This window comes from Vibrio ulleungensis (assembly GCF_016900875.1).
Taxonomy (GTDB): domain Bacteria; phylum Pseudomonadota; class Gammaproteobacteria; order Enterobacterales; family Vibrionaceae; genus Vibrio; species Vibrio ulleungensis.
On the sequence record NZ_JAFEUM010000002.1, the window covers coordinates 424,356 to 447,798 of the forward strand.

Annotated in this window: 22 protein-coding genes; 18 read left to right on the forward strand and 4 right to left on the reverse strand. The window is 44.6% G+C overall.

Going from position 1 to position 23,443, the window contains the following annotated elements:
* Window positions 1–3: 3 nt before the first annotated feature.
* The 6 genes from JQC93_RS06780 to JQC93_RS06805 all read left to right on the forward strand — a co-directional run bounded on the left by JQC93_RS06780 (window position 4) and on the right by JQC93_RS06805 (window position 7,312).
* On the forward strand, window positions 4–1,161 hold the full coding sequence (locus JQC93_RS06780; RefSeq protein WP_236009384.1) for a Gfo/Idh/MocA family protein: 1,158 nt from the start codon (window positions 4–6) through the stop codon (window positions 1,159–1,161).
* Window positions 1,162–2,706 carry a sugar ABC transporter ATP-binding protein gene (locus JQC93_RS06785; protein WP_205157714.1) on the forward strand — a complete coding sequence of 515 codons (1,545 nt, stop codon included), beginning with the start codon at window positions 1,162–1,164 and terminating at the stop codon, window positions 2,704–2,706. It begins immediately after the preceding gene.
* 13 nt (window positions 2,707–2,719) lie between these two features.
* Window positions 2,720–3,724 carry an ABC transporter permease gene (locus JQC93_RS06790; RefSeq protein ID WP_205157715.1) on the forward strand — a complete coding sequence of 335 codons (1,005 nt, stop codon included), beginning with the start codon at window positions 2,720–2,722 and terminating at the stop codon, window positions 3,722–3,724.
* Between the two features lie 37 nt (window positions 3,725–3,761).
* Entirely contained in the window at window positions 3,762–4,736 is a 975-nt protein-coding gene (locus JQC93_RS06795; RefSeq protein ID WP_205157716.1) for a substrate-binding domain-containing protein, read from the forward strand.
* Between the two features lie 635 nt (window positions 4,737–5,371).
* A complete protein-coding gene (locus tag JQC93_RS06800; RefSeq protein ID WP_205157717.1) occupies window positions 5,372–6,319 on the forward strand; it encodes a DUF4382 domain-containing protein in 948 nt (315 codons plus the stop codon).
* Between the two features lie 207 nt (window positions 6,320–6,526).
* Complete coding sequence (locus JQC93_RS06805) at window positions 6,527–7,312, forward strand: family 16 glycosylhydrolase (RefSeq protein ID WP_236009385.1); 786 nt, start codon at window positions 6,527–6,529, stop codon at window positions 7,310–7,312.
* Between the two features lie 157 nt (window positions 7,313–7,469).
* Here the strand turns inward: JQC93_RS06805 and JQC93_RS06810 are convergent, their stop codons facing one another.
* Window positions 7,470–8,372, reverse strand: a complete 903-nt coding sequence (locus tag JQC93_RS06810) for a ParB/Srx family N-terminal domain-containing protein (protein WP_205157718.1) — start codon at window positions 8,370–8,372, stop codon at window positions 7,470–7,472.
* Window positions 8,373–8,574: 202 nt separating this feature from the next.
* On the opposite strand from JQC93_RS06810, the gene phnD reads away from it, so the two are divergent.
* The 6 genes from phnD to JQC93_RS06840 all read left to right on the forward strand — a co-directional run bounded on the left by phnD (window position 8,575) and on the right by JQC93_RS06840 (window position 12,801).
* Window positions 8,575–9,411: a phosphate/phosphite/phosphonate ABC transporter substrate-binding protein gene (gene phnD, locus JQC93_RS06815; RefSeq protein WP_205157719.1), complete on the forward strand. Its 837-nt coding sequence runs from the start codon at window positions 8,575–8,577 to the stop codon at window positions 9,409–9,411.
* Between the two features lie 9 nt (window positions 9,412–9,420).
* Complete coding sequence (gene phnC, locus JQC93_RS06820; RefSeq protein WP_205157720.1) at window positions 9,421–10,221, forward strand: phosphonate ABC transporter ATP-binding protein; 801 nt, start codon at window positions 9,421–9,423, stop codon at window positions 10,219–10,221.
* Window positions 10,181–10,984 (forward strand): phosphonate ABC transporter, permease protein PhnE, encoded by an 804-nt coding sequence (phnE, locus tag JQC93_RS06825; RefSeq protein WP_205157721.1) that lies wholly within the window; start codon window positions 10,181–10,183, stop codon window positions 10,982–10,984. Before phnC ends, phnE begins: the two co-directional genes overlap by 41 nt.
* A 158-nt stretch (window positions 10,985–11,142) precedes the next feature.
* Complete coding sequence (locus JQC93_RS06830) at window positions 11,143–11,580, forward strand: antitoxin Xre/MbcA/ParS toxin-binding domain-containing protein (RefSeq protein ID WP_205157722.1); 438 nt, start codon at window positions 11,143–11,145, stop codon at window positions 11,578–11,580.
* 2 nt (window positions 11,581–11,582) lie between these two features.
* On the forward strand, window positions 11,583–12,059 hold the full coding sequence (locus JQC93_RS06835; protein ID WP_205157723.1) for an RES family NAD+ phosphorylase: 477 nt from the start codon (window positions 11,583–11,585) through the stop codon (window positions 12,057–12,059).
* A 274-nt stretch (window positions 12,060–12,333) separates the two neighbouring features.
* A complete protein-coding gene (locus tag JQC93_RS06840; RefSeq protein WP_205157724.1) occupies window positions 12,334–12,801 on the forward strand; it encodes a DUF3316 domain-containing protein in 468 nt (155 codons plus the stop codon).
* Between the two features lie 102 nt (window positions 12,802–12,903).
* Here JQC93_RS06840 and JQC93_RS06845 read toward each other — a convergent pair whose 3' ends face one another.
* Window positions 12,904–13,806: a LysR family transcriptional regulator gene (locus tag JQC93_RS06845; protein ID WP_205157725.1), complete on the reverse strand. Its 903-nt coding sequence runs from the start codon at window positions 13,804–13,806 to the stop codon at window positions 12,904–12,906.
* A gap of 125 nt (window positions 13,807–13,931) precedes the next feature.
* Here JQC93_RS06845 and JQC93_RS06850 point away from each other — a divergent pair, with 125 nt between their 5' ends.
* From JQC93_RS06850 to JQC93_RS06875, 6 genes are all read left to right on the forward strand, one after another.
* Window positions 13,932–14,345, forward strand: coding sequence for a VOC family protein (locus JQC93_RS06850; RefSeq protein WP_205157726.1), 414 nt, complete (start codon window positions 13,932–13,934; stop codon window positions 14,343–14,345).
* A 30-nt stretch (window positions 14,346–14,375) separates the two neighbouring features.
* Window positions 14,376–14,909: an NADPH-dependent FMN reductase gene (locus JQC93_RS06855; protein ID WP_205157727.1), complete on the forward strand. Its 534-nt coding sequence runs from the start codon at window positions 14,376–14,378 to the stop codon at window positions 14,907–14,909.
* Window positions 14,910–14,967: 58 nt separating this feature from the next.
* A complete protein-coding gene (locus JQC93_RS06860; protein WP_205157728.1) occupies window positions 14,968–16,365 on the forward strand; it encodes an MATE family efflux transporter in 1,398 nt (465 codons plus the stop codon).
* A gap of 285 nt (window positions 16,366–16,650) precedes the next feature.
* Entirely contained in the window at window positions 16,651–17,604 is a 954-nt protein-coding gene (gene pfkB / locus JQC93_RS06865) for a 1-phosphofructokinase (protein ID WP_205157729.1), read from the forward strand.
* Between the two features lie 198 nt (window positions 17,605–17,802).
* The gene (locus JQC93_RS06870) at window positions 17,803–18,603 is read left to right on the forward strand and encodes a class I SAM-dependent methyltransferase (RefSeq protein WP_205157730.1); all 801 of its coding nucleotides are present in this window, start codon (window positions 17,803–17,805) and stop codon (window positions 18,601–18,603) included.
* A 524-nt stretch (window positions 18,604–19,127) separates the two neighbouring features.
* Complete coding sequence (locus JQC93_RS06875; protein ID WP_205157731.1) at window positions 19,128–19,412, forward strand: hypothetical protein; 285 nt, start codon at window positions 19,128–19,130, stop codon at window positions 19,410–19,412.
* Here the strand turns inward: JQC93_RS06875 and JQC93_RS06880 are convergent.
* Window positions 19,392–20,720: an McrC family protein gene (locus JQC93_RS06880; protein ID WP_205157732.1), complete on the reverse strand. Its 1,329-nt coding sequence runs from the start codon at window positions 20,718–20,720 to the stop codon at window positions 19,392–19,394. The genes JQC93_RS06875 and JQC93_RS06880 overlap by 21 nt on opposite strands.
* Complete coding sequence (locus tag JQC93_RS06885) at window positions 20,720–23,416, reverse strand: AAA family ATPase (protein ID WP_205157733.1); 2,697 nt, start codon at window positions 23,414–23,416, stop codon at window positions 20,720–20,722. The genes JQC93_RS06880 and JQC93_RS06885 overlap by 1 nt, the downstream gene beginning before the upstream one ends.
* Between the last annotated feature and the right edge of the window lie 27 nt (window positions 23,417–23,443).

The following is a 23,443-nucleotide window of genomic DNA, read 5'->3' on the forward strand; positions in this document are numbered from 1 at the left end:
ATTATGAGTAAACTCAAGCTCGGTATGGTAGGTGGTGGTCAAGGTGCATTTATTGGTGGGGTGCATCGCATAGCCTCTCGCATCGATGGTCGATATGAATTAGTCGCTGGTGCGTTAAGCTCCGATCCAGAGCGCGCCACGCAATCAGGGTTAGAACTAGGACTGTCACTCGATCGCATTTACAGCGATTTTCACGACATGGCGCAAAAGGAAGCACAACGTGCCGACGGTATTGATGCCGTCGCCATTGTGACGCCAAACCACATGCACTATCCCGTGGCGAAAGCCTTTCTCGAAGCTGGCATCCATGTTATTTGCGATAAGCCCCTTACCTCTAACCTCGAGCATGCCATAGAGCTTCAAGAGATAGCGTCACGCTGTGACTGTCTATTTGTATTAACGCACAATTATACCGCCTACCCTTTAGTACGGCAGGCAAAACAGATTGTTGCTCAGGGTGACATTGGAGACATTCGACTCATCCAAGTTGAGTACCCACAAGACTGGCTCACCACCGATTCAGAGCATGATGGAAACAAACAAGCTGAATGGCGAACCGACCCTGCGCGCTCAGGGCCCGCAGGATGCTTAGGTGATATTGGAACCCATGCCTATAATCTCGCTTGCTTTGTGAGTGGACTTAAACTTGAGCAAGTCAGTGCAGAACTCTCCACATTTGTCGAAGGTCGACAACTTGATGACAACGTACACGCGATGCTGAGGTTTGAAAACAGCGTTAAAGGCATGCTGTGGAGTAGCCAAGTCGCTCCAGGTAACGAAAATGGTCTAAAAATTAGAATTTATGGCCAAACAGGTGGGCTCGAATGGTCACAAGAGTACCCAAATCAATTGCAATTCAGTCCATTTGGCAAACCTACCCAAACGCTAACGCGCGCAGGTAATGGCTACCCAGATTCCTTAGCGCATTTGGTTAGAACTCCTGGTGGGCATCCCGAAGGCTATCTAGAAGGGTTTGCAAATCTCTATTACGAGGCCGCTGACTGCATTATACAGGTTAACGACGGTGCATCTTGTCGCGAGGTTATGAATGTTAGCCAGTTACCCAAGATTGCCGATGGTGTAGACGGGATGAAATTCATAACAGCCGTTATCGCCTCGTCCGATGCCAACGGTCAATGGATATCGATAGAGGATATCTAAATGAATGATTTCCATACGTTACCACTGCTGCAGCTTAAAGAGATAAAAAAGGACTTTTCAGGAGTACAAGTTCTTCATGGTATTAACGTGGATGTTCATGCTGGAGAAGTACTGGGAATTCTTGGTGAAAATGGTGCGGGTAAATCTACTTTGCTTAAAATTATCAACGGCATCTACCACGCAAGTAGTGGTGAGATCGTCATTGAGGGAAAGCCGGTAAAGATCCGCACCCCATCCGATGCTAAGGGTTATGGCATCGCAATGATCCCCCAAGAATTCAACCTTGTTTCTAGTCTTAATGTCTTCGAGAACATTTTCTTAGGGCAAGAGACGCACAAAGGATTACTGCTGAACAAAAAGTCGATGCGTGACCGAACTGTGGTTCTTTTGTCGATGCTCGACACCACTCTAGACCCCGATTCACTCATTGAAGATCTGAGTGTTGCAGAGAAACAGATGGTCGAGATCGCAAAAGCATTGGTGTACGACGCAAGGCTTCTAATTATGGATGAACCCACTACGGTGCTGACCAACTTAGAAGTCGACGTGCTGTTCAACTTAATCGAAAAGCTTAAATCCCAAGGTGTCACCATTTTGTTTATTTCTCACAAGCTCAAGGAAGTGAAGCGTTTGTGCGATCGTTTGCTGATATTACGCGATGGTCATGTGGTCTCACTGGATGAGGTTGCACACATGAACGAGCAAGAAATGGCGTCAAAAATGGTGGGAAGAGAGCTCAATCAAATATTCCCCCTCAAATCTACCCCCAGTGAGCAAGTCGCATTGCAGGTGAGCCACTTATCGGTGAAATCGTTGGTGAAGGAAATCAGTTTTTGCGTCCGTAAAGGCGAAGTCCTTGGCTTTGCTGGTCTGGTGGGAAGTGGTCGAACAGAAATCGCAGAAGCGATAATGGGGATCAGAAAAAAACAGACAGGTACGGTTGAGGTGTTTGGTAAAACAGTCCATATCAACAACGTGAAACAAGCTGTAGACCAAGGGCTTGCTTACTTAAGCGAAGATCGCCAAGGAAGTGGGCTCATCTTAGGCTTTGATTTAGTCGAAAACGTCAGTTTGGTCTCGCTGCCTCGCTACACCAAGGGGCTGATTAATCACAAACAAACCGCCAACCAAACCCAACATTATGTCGACAAGTTTGGTATTAAAACAAGTACCTTAAACACTGAACTTCAGTACTTAAGCGGTGGAAATCAGCAAAAGGTCTACCTGTCTAAATGGATGGATACTGAACCCGAAATTTTAATTTTGGATGAGCCAACGCGCGGCGTTGACGTCAATACCAAAAAAGACATCTATCACTTTATTCAGTCACTCACCGAAAGCGGTTTAGCGGTCATTGTTATTTCCTCCGAAATGGAAGAATTAATTGGATTAGCCCACCGAGTGCTCGTGATGCGTGAGGGTGAGTTACAGGGAGAACTCGAAGGCCAAGCCATTACCGAGCAAGACATTATGTTTCTTGCCGCAGGGGTTACGGCGGACAACACCACAACTAAGCAAGCTCCTAGCGAAATGATCAGCGTATGAGTGAGGGAACATTATGAACAGCAAATCATTGTCCAATAAGCCAACCCCATCGACACCATCACTGGTCTCAACCTCATGGGTAAGAAAACTTAACTTTGGCACACTTGCCCCACTGATCGCGCTGGTTGTTTTAGTGATACTTTCCGCACTTGCCAGTGAACACTTTTTGATGCCTCGCAACATAACCAATGTTCTAAGACAGGTCTCTTATACCGGCATTATAGCGTTAGGAATGACCTTTGTGATCATCGCCGGCGGAATCGACTTGTCTGTGGGCTCTATGCTCGCGCTGGTTGGAGTACTGGTTATTATGCTTCTCAACTACCTTGGTGACGGTTGGAGCGCGGTATTTATTGCAATCGCTGGTGCCATGGTCTTGGGGTCGATATTTGGTGCAATAAATGGCCTCCTGACGACCAAGGGTAAAATAGCCTCCTTTGTGGCGACCCTCGCCACTATGTCAATCTTCCGATCACTCACATTGTATGTCAGTGATGCCGGAGAAATGGTCTCTCAAAATCAGCATTACCCCGACGTTGGCACGGGCTATTTTCTTGGTTTACCCGTGCCGGTATGGGTCTTTTTACTTCTGGCGATTGTGGGTCATATCTTACTAAAACACACCGCATTTGGACGACACGTTTGTGCTGTAGGGTCCAACCCAAAAGTGGCGGCGTACTCGGCGATAAATGTTCAACGCGTTTATTTTATGACCTTTGTCATCCTAGGATTCACTGTCGGTGTGTCAGCAGTCATGTTGTCATCTCGACTCAATTCCGTTAGCCCCGGTGATGCGGGACTGTTCTACGAGCTAGACGCAATAGCGGCCGTTGTTATCGGCGGAACTGCCTTGTCTGGCGGAAAAGGAACACTCTGGGGAACCGTTGTGGGTGCCATTATTCTTGGCATCATCAATAACATGCTCAATCTTTTAGGGGTTAGCCCCTATCTACAAGGAACCGTGAAAGGCTTAGTGATATTGATTGCAGTGTTAATGCAGTTTAAACGCTCTAATTGAGCCCATCACGTTTACTCATATTGAAGGAGAACGACGAATGCAACTTTTACGCAAAATGGCTCAATTAGGGCTGGGATTAGTATTGATAGCGTTTTTATCAACCTCCCAAGCCTTTGCCAAAACTTATAAAATCGGTGTGTCGGTACCATCGGCCGACCATGGATGGACTGCGGGTCTACTATGGTGGGCTGAAAAAGCAGTCGCTGATTTTGAGAAAACGGAACAAGACATAGAGTTTTATGTCGTCGCGGCAAGTTCGGGGTCTAAACAAGTGGGTGACGTTGAAGATCTTATGATCCGCGGCATTGATGCACTGGTCATCCTCCCTCACAACCCAGCAACATTACAAAAAGTGATTGAAGAAGCATACTCAACAGGCGTCTACACCGTTGTTGTTGACCGTGAGCTGGCAACCCCAGCGCAAGACGTCTTTATCGCCGGTGACAATGCAGGATTAGGCAGTGTGAGTGGTAAATGGTTGGCTGAAGAAATGGATGGCAAAGGTAAAATTGTGGTGTTAGAAGGCATGTCCATTCCTATCAACAAGCAACGTGTCGATGCCTTTAACACTGAAGTCGCAAAATATAAAGGTATGGAGATACTCGACAGTCAGCCTGCGGATTGGTCTACCCAAAAAGCGCTCGCCGTCATGGAAAATATGTTGCAACGTCACTCGAAAATCGACGCTGTGTGGTGCCAAGATGACGATATGCTTAAGGGCGTAATGCAAGCGATTAAAGAGTCTGGTCGAACCGACATAAAAACCGTACTCGGTGGAGCCGGTTCAAAAGACATCATGAAGATGGTTATGGATGGCGATCAGGTAGTAAGAGCGACGGTTACCTATCCGCCTAGCATGGTAGCATCGGGCATTGCACTTGCGGTTACTGGTGTAAAGGGCGACAAACTTGGCAACATGTATCACACCGTTCCATCGCGTGTGATTTTAGCGGCAGAGCTTGTGGATAGCAGCAACGTGGGAGATTTCTATACTCCAGACGCGGCGTACTAGTCGAGCACGGCTCTAATTAACCAAGCCCAAATAGCGACCATTTGGGCTTTTTTTATTGCTTGCGTACACTCATTCAAACCGTTTTCGTATTTTACGAAATAGTAAGTCGACTGTGTTATTGGTCGTCGACATCATTCCTTTCCTTATGAGCAATCATTACTTCGGTGTTAGTGAAAGCATAATAGGTATTTAATATGCCTTAGATGAGAAAGCTAGAACCAATTAAGCCGCGCGTTATGTGGTTCCTATTCTCTCAGCGACATACTATGCAGCTCGGTAAAGAATACACCTACATCGAGGTTAAAGAAGGTTTACCCATCCGGAAGGAAATTTTAGGGTAATTTACAGATTAAAATGGAGCGGAGAAAAAGAGAACTATTGGCTGAATGAGATTATTAATACAGTAATTCGGGAAATTTTGGCTAATAGTTAGTCACGCGATTGTCCAAAAAGCGAAAACTTGGATAGTGCTTTAGGTGCCTGTGTCAGCAACATATCTAGACTGATTGTCTTTCAATCTATTGTGTGAAGTCTTGGACAAGGTTAGGTCAAAGTTGACCCTCTTGCGCGCTCTGAAACTTAACTGTGGATTTAGTCTGCTAAGCTAATAGGATGAATAACCAAAGGTCTACACCATGTTGACTAAACATCCAATTGCACTATTAACCCTTCCCATAGTTCTTACCGCCTGCGGTGGAGAGTCCAGTACTCAAGACACACAGACTGCAAAAGTGTCTTTCGCCATCACTGACGCCCCTGTATTAACCGCAACAGAGGTCGTGGTCGCTTATGACGCCATAGAGATAAAGCATCAAAATGGAGAGCGCTATTATTTCGAATTAGATGATACCAATAATAGCGGGAGCTACTTAAGCGTAAACCTACTTGACTACCAAGGTGATGACGCTCTGCCTATTTTGTCTAATGAGCCCATAGCCGTCGGAACCTATAAAGAAGTGATCCTGCATACACTGTCTCAGCACTCTTATGTCGTCGATAATGGACAACACGATCTAAAAATACCAAGCAACAAGCTCAAGTTAGGCGGTTTTGAAGTCACTCAAGAAGCCGTTCAATCTTTCACTATTGATTTTAATTTACAAAAGTCGTTGGTGCTAAGAGGAAATTCTAGTTCGAACAACGGATACAACCTAAAACCTCATGGCGTCAGTATTGTTGATAACAGTGCAGTGGCGACGCTTACTGGTAATGTGGAATCAGATCTCTGGAGCGCTGGGGATTGCGCGCTTGAAGACGGCAATGTGGTGTATCTATACAAAGGGCACAATCACATCTTGGCCGACTTGGTGGACAATCTCGATCCAACAGACTCAGAGTATGTTGCCAACCCTAACCTGCCTTCACAGTATGTTGCACCTTTCTCCTCCGTCTATATTGATGAAATAGGAAACTACACCTTCGGTTTTGTACCTGCTGGCGATTACAGCGTCGCTTTTTCATGCAGCGCGAACGATGATCCTATTCAATATGACGAAATCGCTATTCCAAACCCAGAGGGGCAACTTAAAGAGATCACCTTGGTAGCAGGTGAAACATTAACCGCTGACTTCATCACTCAGTAACCTTTTGGCGTCAGAGTCAATTGACTCTGACCCCCTTGAAATTCTTTCACGGACAGATCGTATATCGTGAGATCCGTCGACATTTTGTGTCGACATACTAATCCGCGTCAAAACTTTTCACTGCATATCACCACTATTGCCTCAGTTCGAATTAACCTGCTGACAGTATTGCCCTTTTTGGACAGTTATTCTTACGAGGTACTTCTATTGAAGATTAAGACTATTGCACTCGCGACTATGGCGATTTCAGTCTCCCACACAGCTTATGCCGACCAAACACCGAATCAGGACACACTGTTAGAACAAGGCTCAAAAAACAGTTCCTCAGTCCAGCTTTATGGTGCAGAGGTATACAGCCATGAAAAAGTGCTGTTTGGCAAATTCGTTATTCGCATGAAGATGGTGTCCCACCCAGGCGTCGTATCGTCATTTTTTACCTATGACAATGAATCTTGGCAAGGCACTGTCCCTTGGCGTGAAATTGATATTGAAGCGCTAGGCAAAACGCCCAACACGCTTCAAACCAACTTGATCACAGGAATGGCGAATCAACGTGTTCACTCTGAACGCACTGAGACAATTCCCAACTTAAACGACTTTCACGAGTACACGCTCACCTGGACGCCAGATGAGATCACTTGGCTTTTTAATGGCGAAATGCTTCATCAAGAGTTGGCCAGCAGTTCGCAGCAAGTCATTGATATGCGCGATTCTCCACAAAGCTATCGCATGAACATCTGGATATCTGAAGCGATTGGGTGGGTTGGAAAGTTCGATACCTCTACTCTGCCATTAACCCAAGAAGTGGATTGGATAGAGTACTACCGCTATGACGATGGTGAATTTGTCCTTGACTGGCGCGATGATTTCAACTCGTTTGACTCAAAACGCTGGGGTAAAGGTGACTGGACGTTTGAATCCAATTTGGTGACTTTTTCGCAAAACAACGCTTATATTGAAAACGACAAGCTCATCTTAAAACTCTCAAAATAGTCTTTAGGTGACACTTACTAACGAGCAAATACGTAAAGGCCGGTGTACCGCGACTCTCCAAAAGGCAAAGGAAGAATTGCAGAACAACCGGCTCATTGGTTTGCTCTGTGGGCGTTGCCGCTCAATAGCATTTCCTGTAGCGTCGATAATTTATATATTACTGGCGCACTTTATAGTCGAGCATGTACGTCACTTTGCCAGTGTCACGAAACAGTTTATCGAGACCTTTTTGATCAAAGGCATCGAACTGCCCCATCTCTTTCGTCGATTTGTTAGATTCACCCACATTGTCAGTGTTCATCGCCAAGATATGCTCGCTTACTTGAGTGATAGCGGTGCGATACCCTTCTGCTGTCATTAAATCGAACTCAGAAACATCGATAGCTTTACGAACTTCCTTAGACCAGTAGAACTCCAAAAATGGCACTGGAGAGGATGGTTTGTTCCAACCTACATCACGCGAGAAATACATCATAGAACGATAATGGTCATTCTGGAAATGCTCTATTCCGAGCGTTGATGGAAGCTGTGAATGGGCAATAGACTCTCCATGACTGTCATACAACCAGGTGTTGCCATCGGCGATCATCGCCTCCCAAAATTGCTCCATCGATGCTAAGTCGCGATAGTCTTTGTCTACAACGACATGAACACCAAAGTCGTCGCCGCCACTAGGCATGTGCCAAAACACGTTAAACGTATGGTGTCCGTCGGTGAGATAGTATTGACCGTTGGGCGCAATGACGACTGTTTTCATGTCTTTTGTACGAGCCCCGATAGGCTCTTTACATTCAAAGGTCGTTAAGTCTTTTGGGTTCGACTGCTCCGAATACGACGTCAGTCCCTTTTGTCCATTGGCTTCACATACTTCATCAAACATCTTTTTCGTATCGTGCTCAAAACGCCCTAGTTTATAGAACACCTGATCGTAGCCAACCGATGGTTGAGTTGGATGAACGTCACTAAGAGAAACGCGAATAACGTCCCCTTGAGAAACAGTGCCTGCGTGAACGACTGATGATGAAAGTAAAAGACCGACTGTAAGCCAAAGTTTGTACATAAAATAAGTAATCCAAAAGTTAAGTTTGGAAGCAATGTAGAGTGGCTATATGACAATTAGGTGTCATTTTTCTTAAATATTGCCTACAAACCTTTGTTTTACAATCTCTTACATTGTGTCATTGGAGTGTCATTATTGGCGAGCTCAGCTGTCATATTGAGGCTATAGATTCCTAGCCATCGTTAATTGAGGAATCACAGACATGAAACACTCCCTTTTGAAAACTACGGCATTGACCGCGGCACTTACTGCAACTACTGCCTTTGCAGCATGCCCAGATACACTTCGATTCGCAGACACTGGTATCGAAGGCACCGAAGAGCTGCAAATGACCTACCAGCAGTTTGTCGAAGAAGTACAAGATCGTTTAGGCGTCAACGTCGAGTTTTTCCCTGTTGGCAACCGCACAACGGCCATCAATGCATTGCGTTTTAATCAAGTCGATATCGTATTGGCAGGGCCATCTGAATATGTATTGATGAGCGAGCACGTCGAAGATATTAAGCCAATCAGTGCGGTTGTGCGTCCAGAATATTACTCGGTGTTTATTGCGCCAACCGACAGTGACATTCAATCTATCGACGACTTAAAGGGCAAACACATTGCCATGAAAGATCATGGTTCAACCACTGGCCATATCATGCCGATGTACATGCTCCACCAACAAGGTATTGATCTTGATAGAGACGTCCGCATCAGTTTGCTCGACGGCGCAAGAATGCAAGCATTAGCGTCTGGAGAAGTTGATGCTGTTGGTACAGGTGTTCGAGACTTTGCCCCGTTTGTTGCACAGCAAGGCGAAGGTAAATATCAGATTGTTGCTCAGAGTCAAACCATGCCAGGCGACCCATTTGTTGCGGGCCCACACATTGCACAGCAATGCGTCGACTTTATTCAAGAAAAGTTCATGCAAGATGCCGATGGCCTTCTACAAGCTATTTTAGCCCCAGGCAAGCGTGACAAGTACGAAGGCGCACAAATGATCTCGGTGGATGACGCAGTGTATGACGTTGTTCGCGAATCGTACTCGCTACTTTAGGATCACCCCATGCGTCTTGATGTTATTGATTTAAAAAAGACCTATGACGATGGTACGCGTGCACTCAATGGGCTCAACTTCAGTGTTGAGCCCGGTGAGGGCGTGATCATTTTGGGTCATAACGGCTGCGGTAAATCCAGCCTAATGAAATGCTTAACCGGCATCACACCAATCACCTCGGGCAAAATCGTCTTAGACGGTACCGACTTAACGACAGCACCTAAGCGTGAACTGCGCTCGTTACGTCAACGTGTTGGCTGCGTGTTTCAAAAGTTCAACATGGTGGGCAACTTAAGCGTCTTACAAAATGTTCTTTTTGGCATGTTGGGTCGCGAAGGCTATTGGGCCTGTAATTCGCTCACTGCCTCACAAGCGAATCGACTTCAAGCGCTCGATGCCCTCGACCGTGTCGGACTTTCGCATCTAGCGGGTCGTCGAACAGACACTTTATCAGGTGGCCAGCAACAGCGTGTCGCCATCGCACGCATGCTAATGCAAGATGCCGAGGTTGTGTTTGCTGACGAGCCTGTTGCCAGTTTGGATCCTAAAGCCGGTCATGAAGTGATGGAATTACTTTGGTCAGTGATCAAAGAGCGAAACATGTCAGTTATCTGCGTACTTCATCAACTCGAGTTTGCTCGAGAGTTTGGTGAGCGATTTATCGGCCTTAATTCGGGCGAGTTGGTGTTCGATGCACCTGCAAGCTCCCTGTCCAATGCCGACATAGAACACCTTTATCAAATATCTCCTCCAACTGTGGCGACTAAACATGAACAACACATCAATACACACTCACTCGCTACCGCCTAGGCTAGAGTCCCCATCCATTACTACATGGATCATTGCCATTGTGTTTGTGGCACTGTTTTTAAATGGCTTTGCGTCGGCCAATATTACGGGCGATCGACTATTTAATGGCGCCTCAAATCTTGGGGTGTTCATTGGTGATGCCTTTCCACCTAATCTGAACCGAGTCGATGTCATCGCGAAAGCAATGCTCGAAACATTTCAGATGGCGATTGTAGGCGTTGTATTTGGCGTGATTTTAAGCTTGCCAATGGCTTTACTTTGCGCCAATAACACCAGCCCACATCCAGTAATTCGGTTTATTGCTATAAACTTAGTGTCTGCATTTCGTACTATTCCTGATTTAGTGTGGGCTTTGGTTTTTGTGATTGCGGTTGGCCTAGGTCCACTGGCCGGTATTCTTGCCATTGTTATGGACACCATTGGTTTTTGCGCACGCTTTTTTGCCGAACGTATTGAAGAAATCGATCCAGGCCCAAGCCATGCACTTAACGCAATAGGCGCTAAAAGAAGCAGCGTGGTACTAGGAGCCGTTATCCCTGAATGTGGGCCTTCTTTTGTTGCGACTAGCCTTTTTTCGGTTGAAAAGGCAGTTCGAAGTGCAGTAGTACTCGGATTAGTGGGTGCTGGTGGCATTGGCGTAGAGCTATCAGCATCAATGAATCTATTTCGATACGATCAAGCGTTAACGGTAATCATTGCAATTTTAGTCGTTGTGATTTGCGTTGAGCGTGTCTCTGGGATGATTCGTAAAAAAATCATGTAATCCGGTTAGATACAGCTAGATTTATGGTCAAAATTACCTTTATTTGGTGTTAACAAGCGAAGCCTATTCGTCATTATAACGAATAGGCTTCGTTAAATTGACGAATCATCAAGCGTTACTCTATAATCATTAAGTACTCTTGTGATAGGAACGCCACCATGATCACCGCGCCCACTCAGCATAAACCCTCAGATCAACTTAACGCCATTTTTCCTGAGTTCGATTTATTAACCACTTCAGGCTATTTCAAAGCGGTTAATCAAGGTGTGAGCGGTCAGCACCTTAAAAGTGTCGTCTCGATTATCGCTGATAGAGACATTTTCGCTAAAGTGATTGGCAAAGATAAATCCAACCTAAGCCGTAGCTACCGGGTAAACAAATTGCCTTCATTAATTGGCGATAGTGTGCTCGATACGGTGCGCATTTATATGCAAGCAAGTGATATATACGGCTCTTTAGATCTCGCTAGAGAGTGGTTGAGTATGCCTATTCCTGCTTTAGGTGGCGAGCTACCCATTGAGCTCATCGATACCCCTGCTGGACGAGAACTGGTGCGTCAGACTCTAAGAAAAATAGAGTATGGTGAATACTCCTAATCATGAACTTATATCGAGTCACTAACAGTAAGTTTGCCAACAACTTCAGTGGACGTGGGGCCAGTTTTGACGATGGCGCTCGCTGGAACAGTGCCGGGAACCCCGTTATATACTTCGCATTAGACATGGGTACTGCCTTAGTAGAAGCCGCCAATTACCACCCTACTCCACGGTTGGTTCCGCGAACGCACTGTAAAGCGATCTACACGGTTCCAAACTTAGTACCAATTCACCGCTTAGATACCAACGACCTACCAGACGACTGGCAATCCGTGCCTTATCCTGCAAGTACGCAGCGTATTGGCGATCAGTTTTTGCAGGCTAAACAAGCGTTGTTGTTGATTGTTCCAAGCGTGGCTATTGGGTTGTCTGAGTCGAGTGTAGCCATTGCCAACCCATTGCACCCTGATATCAACGAAATTAAACTGATTGAATGCTTTTCGCCGGTCTATTCTGAGCGAATGTTCAGTGGGCTATAATCACAACTCACTCTCGGCCAATGCTCCCACTTTTCTCTCAGGATCTTTTGCGGCCTAACCTGCCAAAATTACTTACCTATTGCTGACCCGCGAGACATACCTAAACCGCACCATTGCGTCTAATTTATGTGACCAACTGAAGCACGTTAACAACGTAAAACAATGTAAACACCCTAACAAAAACGTGATCTAGATCCTATATTTCTAGCTCGTGATTACGCAGTACACGATTTTCGCCTGAGTTGGGCGGCTAGGTAAATACAAGGAACACGTTATGAAAACACTACTAAACGTTGGGCTGCTAATGACGATTGCGATGAGTGGAGCAGCAATGGCTGACCAATATCGCACCTCAAACACCCACCAGTCTGCACTGTACACAAGTGACCCAGCATCCAGTGAAGCGGAAGCGGCGAATATGGCCAACTCCTATGCTGATTCCCTGCAGAGCATGAGCGCCATTGAGTTGAGCCATAAGCTTCCTACTCCCCACAGACGCGTTGACAAGCGCTCGCTGGGATTAGACTCAACAGAGGTTGAAGTCGTTAGCCAACAAAATGATGACGGCAGTACCGACTATTTTGGTCAGGTTGTGGTGAAGTACAGTTACGAATACCGCAGTAGTAAAGGAAGCCGTGGCGGTGCCAGCGCTGCAAGCGTGTCAGCAGCGGATGAAGAAAGTTCAGTGTCGACACCTGATTCTGGGTCTGATTCGTCACCCGATACTGACTTAGCTCTTTAACCTTATTCAACACGTTAACTCGAAGCGCGCATCAATGCGCGCTTTTACTATATCTCGTGTTGTCATGCTGCCTAGACAATATTCAATGGCACTGCAGTTACATTAATCGTTGCCAAGTTTTTGGAATATAAAATCAATAAAGGTTCGAACTTTCGCGGAAAGGTGCTGCCTGCTGGGGTAGACCACAAAGATATCCAACTTGTGTTTGGGGTAGTCCTTAAACAGTTCCACCAACTCCCCCCTTTGCAACTCACCGTCTAAATGAAAACTTGGCAGTCGTACAATTCCCAAACCAGATTTACACATTTGCAACTCCATTTCGGGGCTATTCGTTTGTACAACGCTATCTACCTTTACTTGTAATTGTTCACCTTGTTTGTCTTCAAACTCCCACAGTTCGGGGTTTGCCGATAAACTATAGGTGATCGCTTTGTGACCCGATAAATCCGCTGGATGTTGCGGCTCTCCGTGTATCGTTAAGTAGGCCGGCGATGCCAAAACAAGACCATTTGAGCGTAATAATCGACGGCTGATCAAGCTAGAATCGTCCAGCGAACTTGCCGCGCGTATTGCGATATCTACGCCTTCATCTATCAGGTCGATCTTTTTATCACTGAGCTCGATTTGCAATTCGACTTTAGGGAATTGAATTGAAAACTCACTGAGTAAGGGTTTAAGTTTGGCCAAACTAAAACCTATTGGTGCACTCACTCTAAGTTTTCCTTGTGGCTCGCGCTGACTGCCCGTCACCTGCTCTATGGCATCTCTGGCATCATGCACGATTTGCTCACAACGGCGTAAAAACACGTCACCTTCCGGGGTCAGTTTTAGACTTCGCGTAGTACGTTGCATAAGTCTCACCCCTAGCCTTTCCTCTAATTTGCTGATTTCTTTACTGATATAAGATGTAGAGTGGCCAGTCGACGAAGCCGCCTTTGTAAAGCTACCTTGCTTATTCACTTCCACGAAGATCTCAAACCCATCCATTAACTGAGAATCAAACATCCCGCCCCCTATTACGAGCCATATGGAAACAATTATTCCACAATCACCCCATTAATCAATGGATGGAAAAGGATTAATCTAATAATCAACAACACAAACATACGTAAAATTGGAAAGGGATCACCATGCAAAACATAACACGAGTAAATCATATTGGACTTCGCGTAGATAATTTTGAGCGCTCTAGAGATTTCTACTCTCAATTGGGCTTTAAATACATAACAGGACCAGGTGGACCAGAGCCGGTCGCAATCATCGAACATCCCGCTGGCATCAATATCAATCTGATCCTCAACGCTAACCAAGAAGAATCGCACAATGTATTGATGGATGTTGATATTAAACACACGGGATATACCCACGTGGCGCTAGAGGTAGACAATGCATCTTTAATGCTAGAGCAGCTTGACTCGCTAAATATTCCATTGAGCGGTGGCCCGATGAAACACCCAACAGGTACTTCATTCTTTATTCGAGATCCAGACGGCAATGTAATTGAATTCATTGAATATGTCGGCCTTGATGCATTTAGTCACTAATACACCTCACTTAAAGAAATGGAGAACACAATGAATATTCTTGCCTTTGGCGCTAGCAACAGCACTCAATCTATCAATAAGACAGTGGCACTGTACGCCGCCAACCAAGTCCATAATAGCCAAATTACTCTCGTTGATTTAGCCGACTACGATCTGCCTCTATACAGTATTGACAGAGAAAACAGTCACGGAATCCCAGAAAAAGCACAGCAACTATTCACCATGATTGGTCGTTCGGATGCTGTTGTTATTTCGTATGCAGAACACAACGGTTCCTATACAGCCGCATACAAAAATGTGTTTGACTGGATGTCACGAATTGATCAGAAAGTCTTTCAAGACAAATCGATGGTGCTTTTTGCAACCTCACCTGGCCCTGGAGGGGCTCAAAACGTACTTGCTTCCGCCGTTCAATCCGCTCCCTACTTTGGTGGGAACGTGTTGGCATCTCTGTCGATCCCCAGTTTCTTTGACAATTTTTCCCAAGGTACGCCCGTATCTCAGAAAGTTAGGGATGATATTCAGTTCACAATGGCCCCACTTTTAGACGTCTCGCTCGCGTAATACTCCCTAGGAATATCACTTTTAGGCTCATATAAATCACTCGGTTAAGGATAGCCCAATGAACGACTCTCCATTACTTAATAAACCCGTCGGCCAAACACTCAGAACAATGGCTATCCCAGCCGCGTTTGGCATGCTGATGACTTTTATGTTTCAGCTAGTTGATACCTACTTCATTGGTATGCTAGGTGTCGATCAACTTGCTGCGATGAGTTTCTCTTTTCCCGTATACATTCTTATTGTTAGTTTCTTTATGGGGACAGCAGCAGGCGTCTCATCAACGGTGGGTCGAGCATTGGGGGCAAACAACCCCCCCAAAGCACAACGCCTTGTGGGTGTCGCCATGACGTCCTTCATGATCATAACCGTTGTGATAGGCATGCTAGGCCTTTATGTAGATAATGGATTGTTTTCGCTACTCGGCGCAAAACAGGAGGCACTCTTTTATGTAAAGCAGTACATGACGCCTTTATTTTTGGGAATGTTTCTGCTGGTTGGAGGCCTGATAGCGAACTCAGCGCTCATGGCTAAAGGGATAATGATCCCGTCCACTGCGGTCATGGTACTTGGTGGTATTGTAAATGTCGTCTTCGACTACTTATTGATTTTTGGTCATGGCCCCTTTCCGACCTTAGGGCTTCAAGGTGCTGCTGTTGCCACTGTGCTTTCTTGGTTGACAATATTGGTATTAATGACCGCTCTACTCTACCGCGCCGAACTGCTGTCGTTTTCCTTTCTAGGTAACCTTAAACAAGCCTCGGAAGACTTTAGTCAGATCATGCTCATTTCCACACCAGCAATTGCTGCGCAAGTGCTTAATCCCATTGCTATTGCGGTGATCACACGTTCAGTCTCGCAGTACGGAGATAATGCTGTCGCCGCTTTCGGGATTGTCTCTCGAATTGAATCACTCGCTTTAGTCGGCATTTTAGCACTAAGTGTCATACTAACCCCCTTTATTGCACAAAACGTGGGAGCAAAAGCGAACCATCGTGTTAACCAAAGTATCGCGATTAGTGGGCGAATTACGGTTTATTGGGGGATTGGTGTCTTCTTGATGTTAGCGCTATTTTCAGCCTATATCTTTAACCCATTTAGCCAAAACCCGACGTTGACTACGATAGGCCAAAACTACTTCTACATTGTGGGATTGACCTACCCAGCTTTTGGTCTCGCGCTCATTACAAGCTCTATATTCAATGGTGCGCAACTACCAAAACGCTCGATGGCAATTACAATGGTGAAGTCAATCATATTGACTATTCCTATGGTACTCTTTGCGGCTCAATTTAGCTTAGAATCCATTTGGATTGGGATTGCTTTGGCAAATATATTAGGAGCACTATATGCTCGCAAGCAATTGATTCAATGGCAAAAGCAATCTGGCGATTCAACTCCAAACTCTATGATTGTGAAAGATTATATCAATGACTTTGGCCAGCTTCGGTGGTATTAAAATTGGCAACGGTACTGTGAAAGGTACCATCAATCCTACTGCCTCTCAAAATGCCTTCATCTAAATTCACTATGCATTCGGTACATATTTGAAATGCGAATTGAGACACGGCATATGAGGGAGAGAACTAAGATTTACCCAAAAACTCAGTCAGTGTGTTGATGATCAATAAGTGGTATTCATACTGAGGCAACTCCGAAACTGTAATACTTCCAATTATTAAAAAAGTTCTCTATGTTGTCATTATCCCTTCGCCCAATCCAATAACAAAACGTAAGGAAAACTGTGTTGCAAAACGTAGCAGTAATATCGCTCAATCCTGCACTGGATTTAACTGGCGACCTTGAGGTTCTTAAGCCAGGCCAAGTAAATAAAGCTCTGTCGGCAACTCTAATGCCGGCAGGCAAAGGAGTTAACGTCGCCAAGGTGCTCAGCGACCTTGGTGCCGGTGTCACTTTGTGTGGCTTTTTAGGCCGCGACAATAAAGGCGATTTTGAGCGCTACTTTATCGAAAATGGCATTGATAATCAGTGCATACTGGTTAATGGTAGCACCCGCACCAACATCAAAATCGTCGATGCTCAGCAGTCGGTTACAGACATTAACTTTCAAGGTTTTGGAGTCACAGACAAAGATGTTGAGCGACTAGAACAGCAGCTTTTCTCGCTAGCAAAACAGGTCAACTATTTTGTATTTTCTGGCAGTTTACCAATGGGTATGTCTCCCAAGATAGCGGCGAACTGGATCGCCAAACTTAAGCGACTTGGCAAATCCGTTGTTTTAGACAGCAGTGGCGAGATGTTAACAAAAGGCGTCAGCGCACTACCATCCATGATTAAGCCTAATGAACACGAGCTCGCTGAGCTCAGTATTGGTCTGGATCTCACCACTGATGCTACTGATCTAATAACTCAGTGCAGCACCGCGGCTCAAGCTTTACAAAGCGATGGCATTGAATGCATTGTGGTCTCTTTAGGGGAAAATGGGCTCATTTGGATTGAGAGCAATAAACGTATGCACGCAACGCCACTCACAATAAATGTTACAAGCACTGTTGGGGCGGGAGACAGCGTGGTTGCGGGTTATGTGTGGGCCAAATTGAACGGTTATAGCCCCGAAAAGTCAGCGGCTTTTTGCACTGCGATGGGCACCTACGCTGTCACTCAGGTGGGCGTTGGAGTGAGCTCAGTGTCTGATATTACGGCTATGTCTGAGTCTGTAATCGTTCGATCATTATGATGTGAAGTGCTAAATGTCTCAGAACGCAAAACGTGTTTTCAGGCACATGTATATGCCGACGAATAATCAATTGCGTACGGTGCAATTCGCGATTTATCGAAATTGGGCTAGTCTTTAAGACTTTACTTAAATGGTTGGACGATCAGGCTAGTACTAGGCAAACCAAACTTTACTCAATCCCACTCGCTGGAGCGCACTATGAGCTCAAACTTTAAGCCCCAAACAGGCGCAACCAATGGGAGACTTTGGGGGTCTTCAGCCGTAGATTGGTCGAACATTCAGGAACAAACCTGTGCTGCCGTATATCACGCTGTTTTTGAGCACCTAAACATTGGTCACGGTACGGCTTACCTTGATATTGGTTGCGGCTCAGGCCTTGCGACACAATATGCCTCAGCCCGAGGCGCTAAAGTCAGTGGTGTGGATGCCGCTGAAAAACTGATAGAAATTGCGCAGCAGCGAACACCATCAGGTGATTTCCACATCTCTGATATAGAAAACTTACCTTTTGACGATAGTGGCTTTTCGTGTGTAACCGGTTTTAACTCCTTCCAATACGCTGGCAACCCAACAGCCGCTCTATTAGAAGCAAAACGCGTTGCATTGCATAATGCACAAATCGTCATTATGACTTGGGGCGAACCAGAGAATATGGAAGCCGCTGATTTAGTCGCAGCACTAAAGCCCTTATTACCCACGCCACCCCCAGGTACGCCCGGCCCCTTTGCATTGTCGAACAAAGATTTACTCAAGGGTTTTGTCTCGGATGCTGGATTAACGCCAATTGACATCTTTGATGTCGATTCGCCGTGGCTGTATCCCGATCTCGACACCGCTATACGCGGTTTACGCTCGTCCGGAGTTGCCGTAAAGGCCATTGAGAACTCAAGCCTAGAGGCTGTGAACCAAGCGCATCATGCCGCGTTACAACCATATGTTAAAGCAGATGGTAGCTTAGAGATTGGCGCGACTTTTCGATGTTTAGTCGCCAAACCATAATGCAGCTTTTTCGGTCCACAAAGGCTACATTCAGCTCAATGATGAGCGCAGTACTTATGGTGAGGCTTACAATTCTTTAATTGCTATGTTACTACCATTTTCAACCAGTTAAGCGAACTTTTCATGAATCTTAAAACGTGTCTCGATACGGGTGATTCGTCATAAATCCCCATGCAGACAAGCTCAAACTTCGAGTAGACAGTCTAAGTATTTTTTGTACTCGTATTTGAACGTGGAGTAAATACAGATTTTTGTTCAGATATGAAAAAGGCCTGATAAATCAGAACTTTTAAAATGTGGCGGTGAGTGAGACAGCTGGCTTTGAGTGCTAACTCACTTTTTTACATGGAAATTTAATTAAACTTTACGTGTGGTATTACTCCAGGTATTACTTAGTGAAATCCATTAAATTTGAGAACGCTACAATTAGGCCATTCTTTTCCGTCAACTATAATCTGGCGGCTCTCAAGCAACGACCATAATCTTAGCTGCACTAAAACACCTTACAAGCATGGAGACTTGACATGGACGACACCGAACTAGACAAAAAACTAAAATCCGTTGGCAAAGCCGCTTTTGTATCCAACTATGATCTTTTCCAAAATTTTACTGCTGGAAGGATTTCCCGCGCAGATGCCATTGAAACCCTTGTAAGGCAAAAAGTCAGCAATGAAGCTGGTGCAGCCATTCGAATCGGGAACGCAAAGTTGATCTTTGAAAACGGCAGAGAGCTCGATGCACTTGATTTAGTAGTTCAGTCTAACCGACTAAATAACGATATACGTGATTTAGCTCGAAAGCTCAGGTAGCACCATTTCAATACCCAACAAATCGCACTTGTCGCTTGATAGATCATAAGGAAGAACCCTTACCGACAGGTTCTCATCAAATCTAAATGATGGCAGAGACTCACTAAAGTGCTCGTATGCTGGGTAAATAAGATATACCACGCCTTTACCACCCAAATACTTATGACCATAAGCAAACATCTGATACATATCAGATTGGCTAATGTCATACTTCTGCTTTGCCGTAGCTTGCTTTTCTTTGATTCTCTTCCACTTTGTATCGGCTACATAAAGCGGCTCGTGCGATTTCATTTCGCTAACCACTATATCAGGCTTGAGCCTAAACCACTCTTGAGGCTTTCCTGAACGGGGGGTATGCTCGACTAATGAGCAACTGCTTGCTTGAGTTTTCAATTTAAGAGAAGGTTGTAGTGACTTCCTTAGCCTAATCGCAACATATCGCTCAAAGAGACTTTCCATCGGGAAAAGCATCGAGATGCCATTATACCCCCCTGATAGTGATACAGGTGATTGGTAACTCAAAATTAATTCACACCATGACCTCACAGTACAATAGTGAACGAGAGAACGCTCCTTAGACCACTGGCGAAAATCCAGTGCATAGTTTCCTGAGTGCGGAATATCATCAAGTGCGAATTGCAATTCACTTCCTAAGCGTAAATTATCACTATTTTTCGACCACTTCATCACCTGACTCAATGCAGAGCGTATCAATCTATTTTCTGCTCTGTTTGGAGAAAATTCATCGTAAGCAATGTGAAAGCTATTTAAGCAACCCGGTCGTTGGTTTATTTGCTTTGATGTTTGTAGCTGACCTTTTAAGTAAGGTTTACGAGCTTGAGCTCTTGTGTACTGGCTTCGAATCCCTTTCTTAATGACATCCGAGACATCTTTCAAGAAATAACCAATCAGTATTTCAAACAATGGTCTGTTTAACGTTTGTAGCGAAGAGTTTTCAAACCTATGCATGTTAAGTTTATGGACCGTTGAAAGCATCTTGAGGAGCACTTTCGTGGCGGTTTGGTTATCTTCCTTCTCTGATATTTTAGGAAGAATTTCAATCCGGGTGCCGCAAGGCGTTTCTAATACCCCAACATAATTGATAACTTGCAGAGCAATTGAACGACCTTGCTTTTTGACCTTTATGAGATCGACTGACTCTTGATTATTACTCTGTCCATTGGCCAACAACCACTCAAACGCTTTACTCGGTATTGACTGGCAATCAATACTCGACTTATCACCACCATTGAGTAACAAGTCGAACTCACGGACAGCAATCACAGAGCCATGATTCCTATTAAACATTAAGAATAGATACCAATATATGCAGCGGTAGCGTTAAAGGCTTTATCGTTTCTAACATAAGGCTGTATGCCCGTTTGATCCCAATCATCGCCCATTAACTGAGCGACTTCGTTCGCGTCAAATTGCTCAACAACAAAGCGCAAACTCTCATCGGCTTTAAGGTGATCACCCAGAACAATTGCTACTCGTTCCCAGTCTTCAAAGAAATATTCTTCCAGCAATGGAAGGATCTGTAATTCAAAAATTTCAGCCAGATGTTCAATCGACGGGGTATCTTTTAGTGATAAAAAGAAGCTGTGACCTATCGTGTGCTCACGGTCGTACAGTAGCTCTATTCGCTTATTGATGACTCGAACCGTCTGCTCAATATCAATACCATCTATTAGTGGAATCTCTGCAAGCAGTTCATAGTTCGTCATCATTTCTTCAAACTGGAAACGGCGACGCAGCGCAATGTCTAGTTGAGCCAACGACTTATCAGCCGTGTTCATCGTGCCAATGATGTGCAGGTTATCAGGAACTGAGAAGGTCTCTTTAGAATATGGCAATTTAACCGATAGCGCCTCTTTACCACCCGCCCTCTTGCTTGGCTCAATCAAAGTGATTAACTCTCCGAATATGTTGGAAATGTTACCTCGGTTGATTTCATCAATGATCAGCACCCTCTTGTCTGAAGAGGCTTGATTTGATACGGATATTCCCTTGCTAACAATTCCTTCCACTAACGACCCGAGAACATTAGGGTAGCCATTTACTAGGAACTTCTCCATTAAGGTGTCTACGTTATCAAACACCCTTTTATGTTTAATATCGTCAACAGAAACATCACCAGAACGAACCAAATCACAAAGCTCGTCAACAATCGATTTGGGCATTGGAAGCTCAGAACCATTCGGCTTTCGAATAGTAATCAGCTCATCAGAAATTGATTCAATCTGATACTTACCTACCGTGCGGCCCGGTGCAACGTTATCTGAATCACCACTACCTTGTAATATAGCTCGAAGTTTTTCTGTATCAATGGTCGTGTCATACAATCGATACAAAGTCATTTGAGACAGGTTTTTCTTGAATAATTCATCAACTGGTAATGATGGTTCGTATACTCTGTGCCACGTAACTTTCCTTGCTTGAGAATAACTAACATCATCAACCGAAGAGTTATCTAAGTAGTAATCACTGGTTATTTCTGCAATAGCACGAAACTTACGATTACCGTCCGAGACAACAATCAAATCACCTATACTCACCGTATTCTTGAATGTGTTGACCGATGTTACTTGATAGTTATTACTTTCATTTTCAATATTTACGCCATTATCACGATACGTCTGGGCTACTTGCTTACGATCATTTGCATGAGTGAAATCTATATCATCACCATAACCTAGCAACACACAGCCATTATCAATACATTGCTGATAGATAAAGGCATCATCACCAGCGGTATCACCTAACGACATCTTCCAGATTTTACGGCCACTAATATCAACATGATCTTGAGCCGCTTTGATAGTCGGTTTCGCACGAGCAGATTCGCATAAGCGCTTGAAGATACCATCTTCGATTTCATAGTTAACCTGATTATTTTCAGTAGTCGCTTTCAGTCCTTCCACAAAATCTTCATAACTAAAACTTTGGTGAAAAGTAACAAAGCCAATGCGATTACTGTTTAATAATTCATCGAATCGCTTCTTGATGGCAGCTCGATCATCGTTATTTTGATGGTAAAACTCAGGGTCAACAATCTCTAAGGCTTTATTGATCGTGTTATAGGTTTTGCCAGTACCTGGAGGCCCGTACAGAATTGTATTTAGCGTTTGGTTTACGTCGTTAATCTTCACTTCATACCCCTGTCCAGGTTCTTTTATCTCATTAGGCTCTTCAGAGCTTTCTTGACCCCACCTTAAGCTTAATGGCTCAACGTAATAATCCAGCTCTTTTGTCCCATACTCTTTTTCAAACTGAGTTCGTATCTCTAACAATCGATTATCGACATCAAGAGGTGACATTTTTCTAGACTGAGATGGCGTAATATTCAAAAACGTCTCAAGCAATGACTGTCTATGTCCGCCACCGAAAATTCGCTCCTGCTCTTCAGGATAAAATAGATATAAAATCATGTGGCGGAATTGTCGTTTGTCATTTCCAGGAATGTCATTTAACCAGCTTGAAAACTCTGTGCGACTCGCTAGCAAAGTTGCTCTTTCATCTTTGCTCAACTTAAAAAACTTTTCTAGTAAGCGAATAAAGTAAACCAGCTCTCGCCATCGGCCTGTTTGATATGCAGCTCCAGTTTTGCCTATTCCTGTCAATGCCTCGTCAGATAAGTATTTTTCTCTTACCCCATTCTTAAACTCAAAACCGCTCCAGGAAAAAACACGTTCAATACTAGTGCGTTTAGAAATTGGCCCTGTACTACTAGGACATAAAAACATCAACCACAGCATTTCTGCCGCCAGTACTTTTGCTTCAGGTGAAGCTCTACCAAGCTGAGTTTCTAGCTTAGCTAAAAAGTCGCCTTCACCTTCCTCAAGGTTTTCAACAAAAAACTGAATGAGTTCATGGCAGGTTGCTGAATTCCAGACTGCGTGATCTGTAAAAAGTGATTGGCCTTGAATAAAACAAATCTCTTTAAACTCAGTCGCGTTTTCTAGTAAAAAGAATGAATTATTAGCACCGCAATAAATAGCCAATTTTGTTCCTTAATTTTAGTATCACAT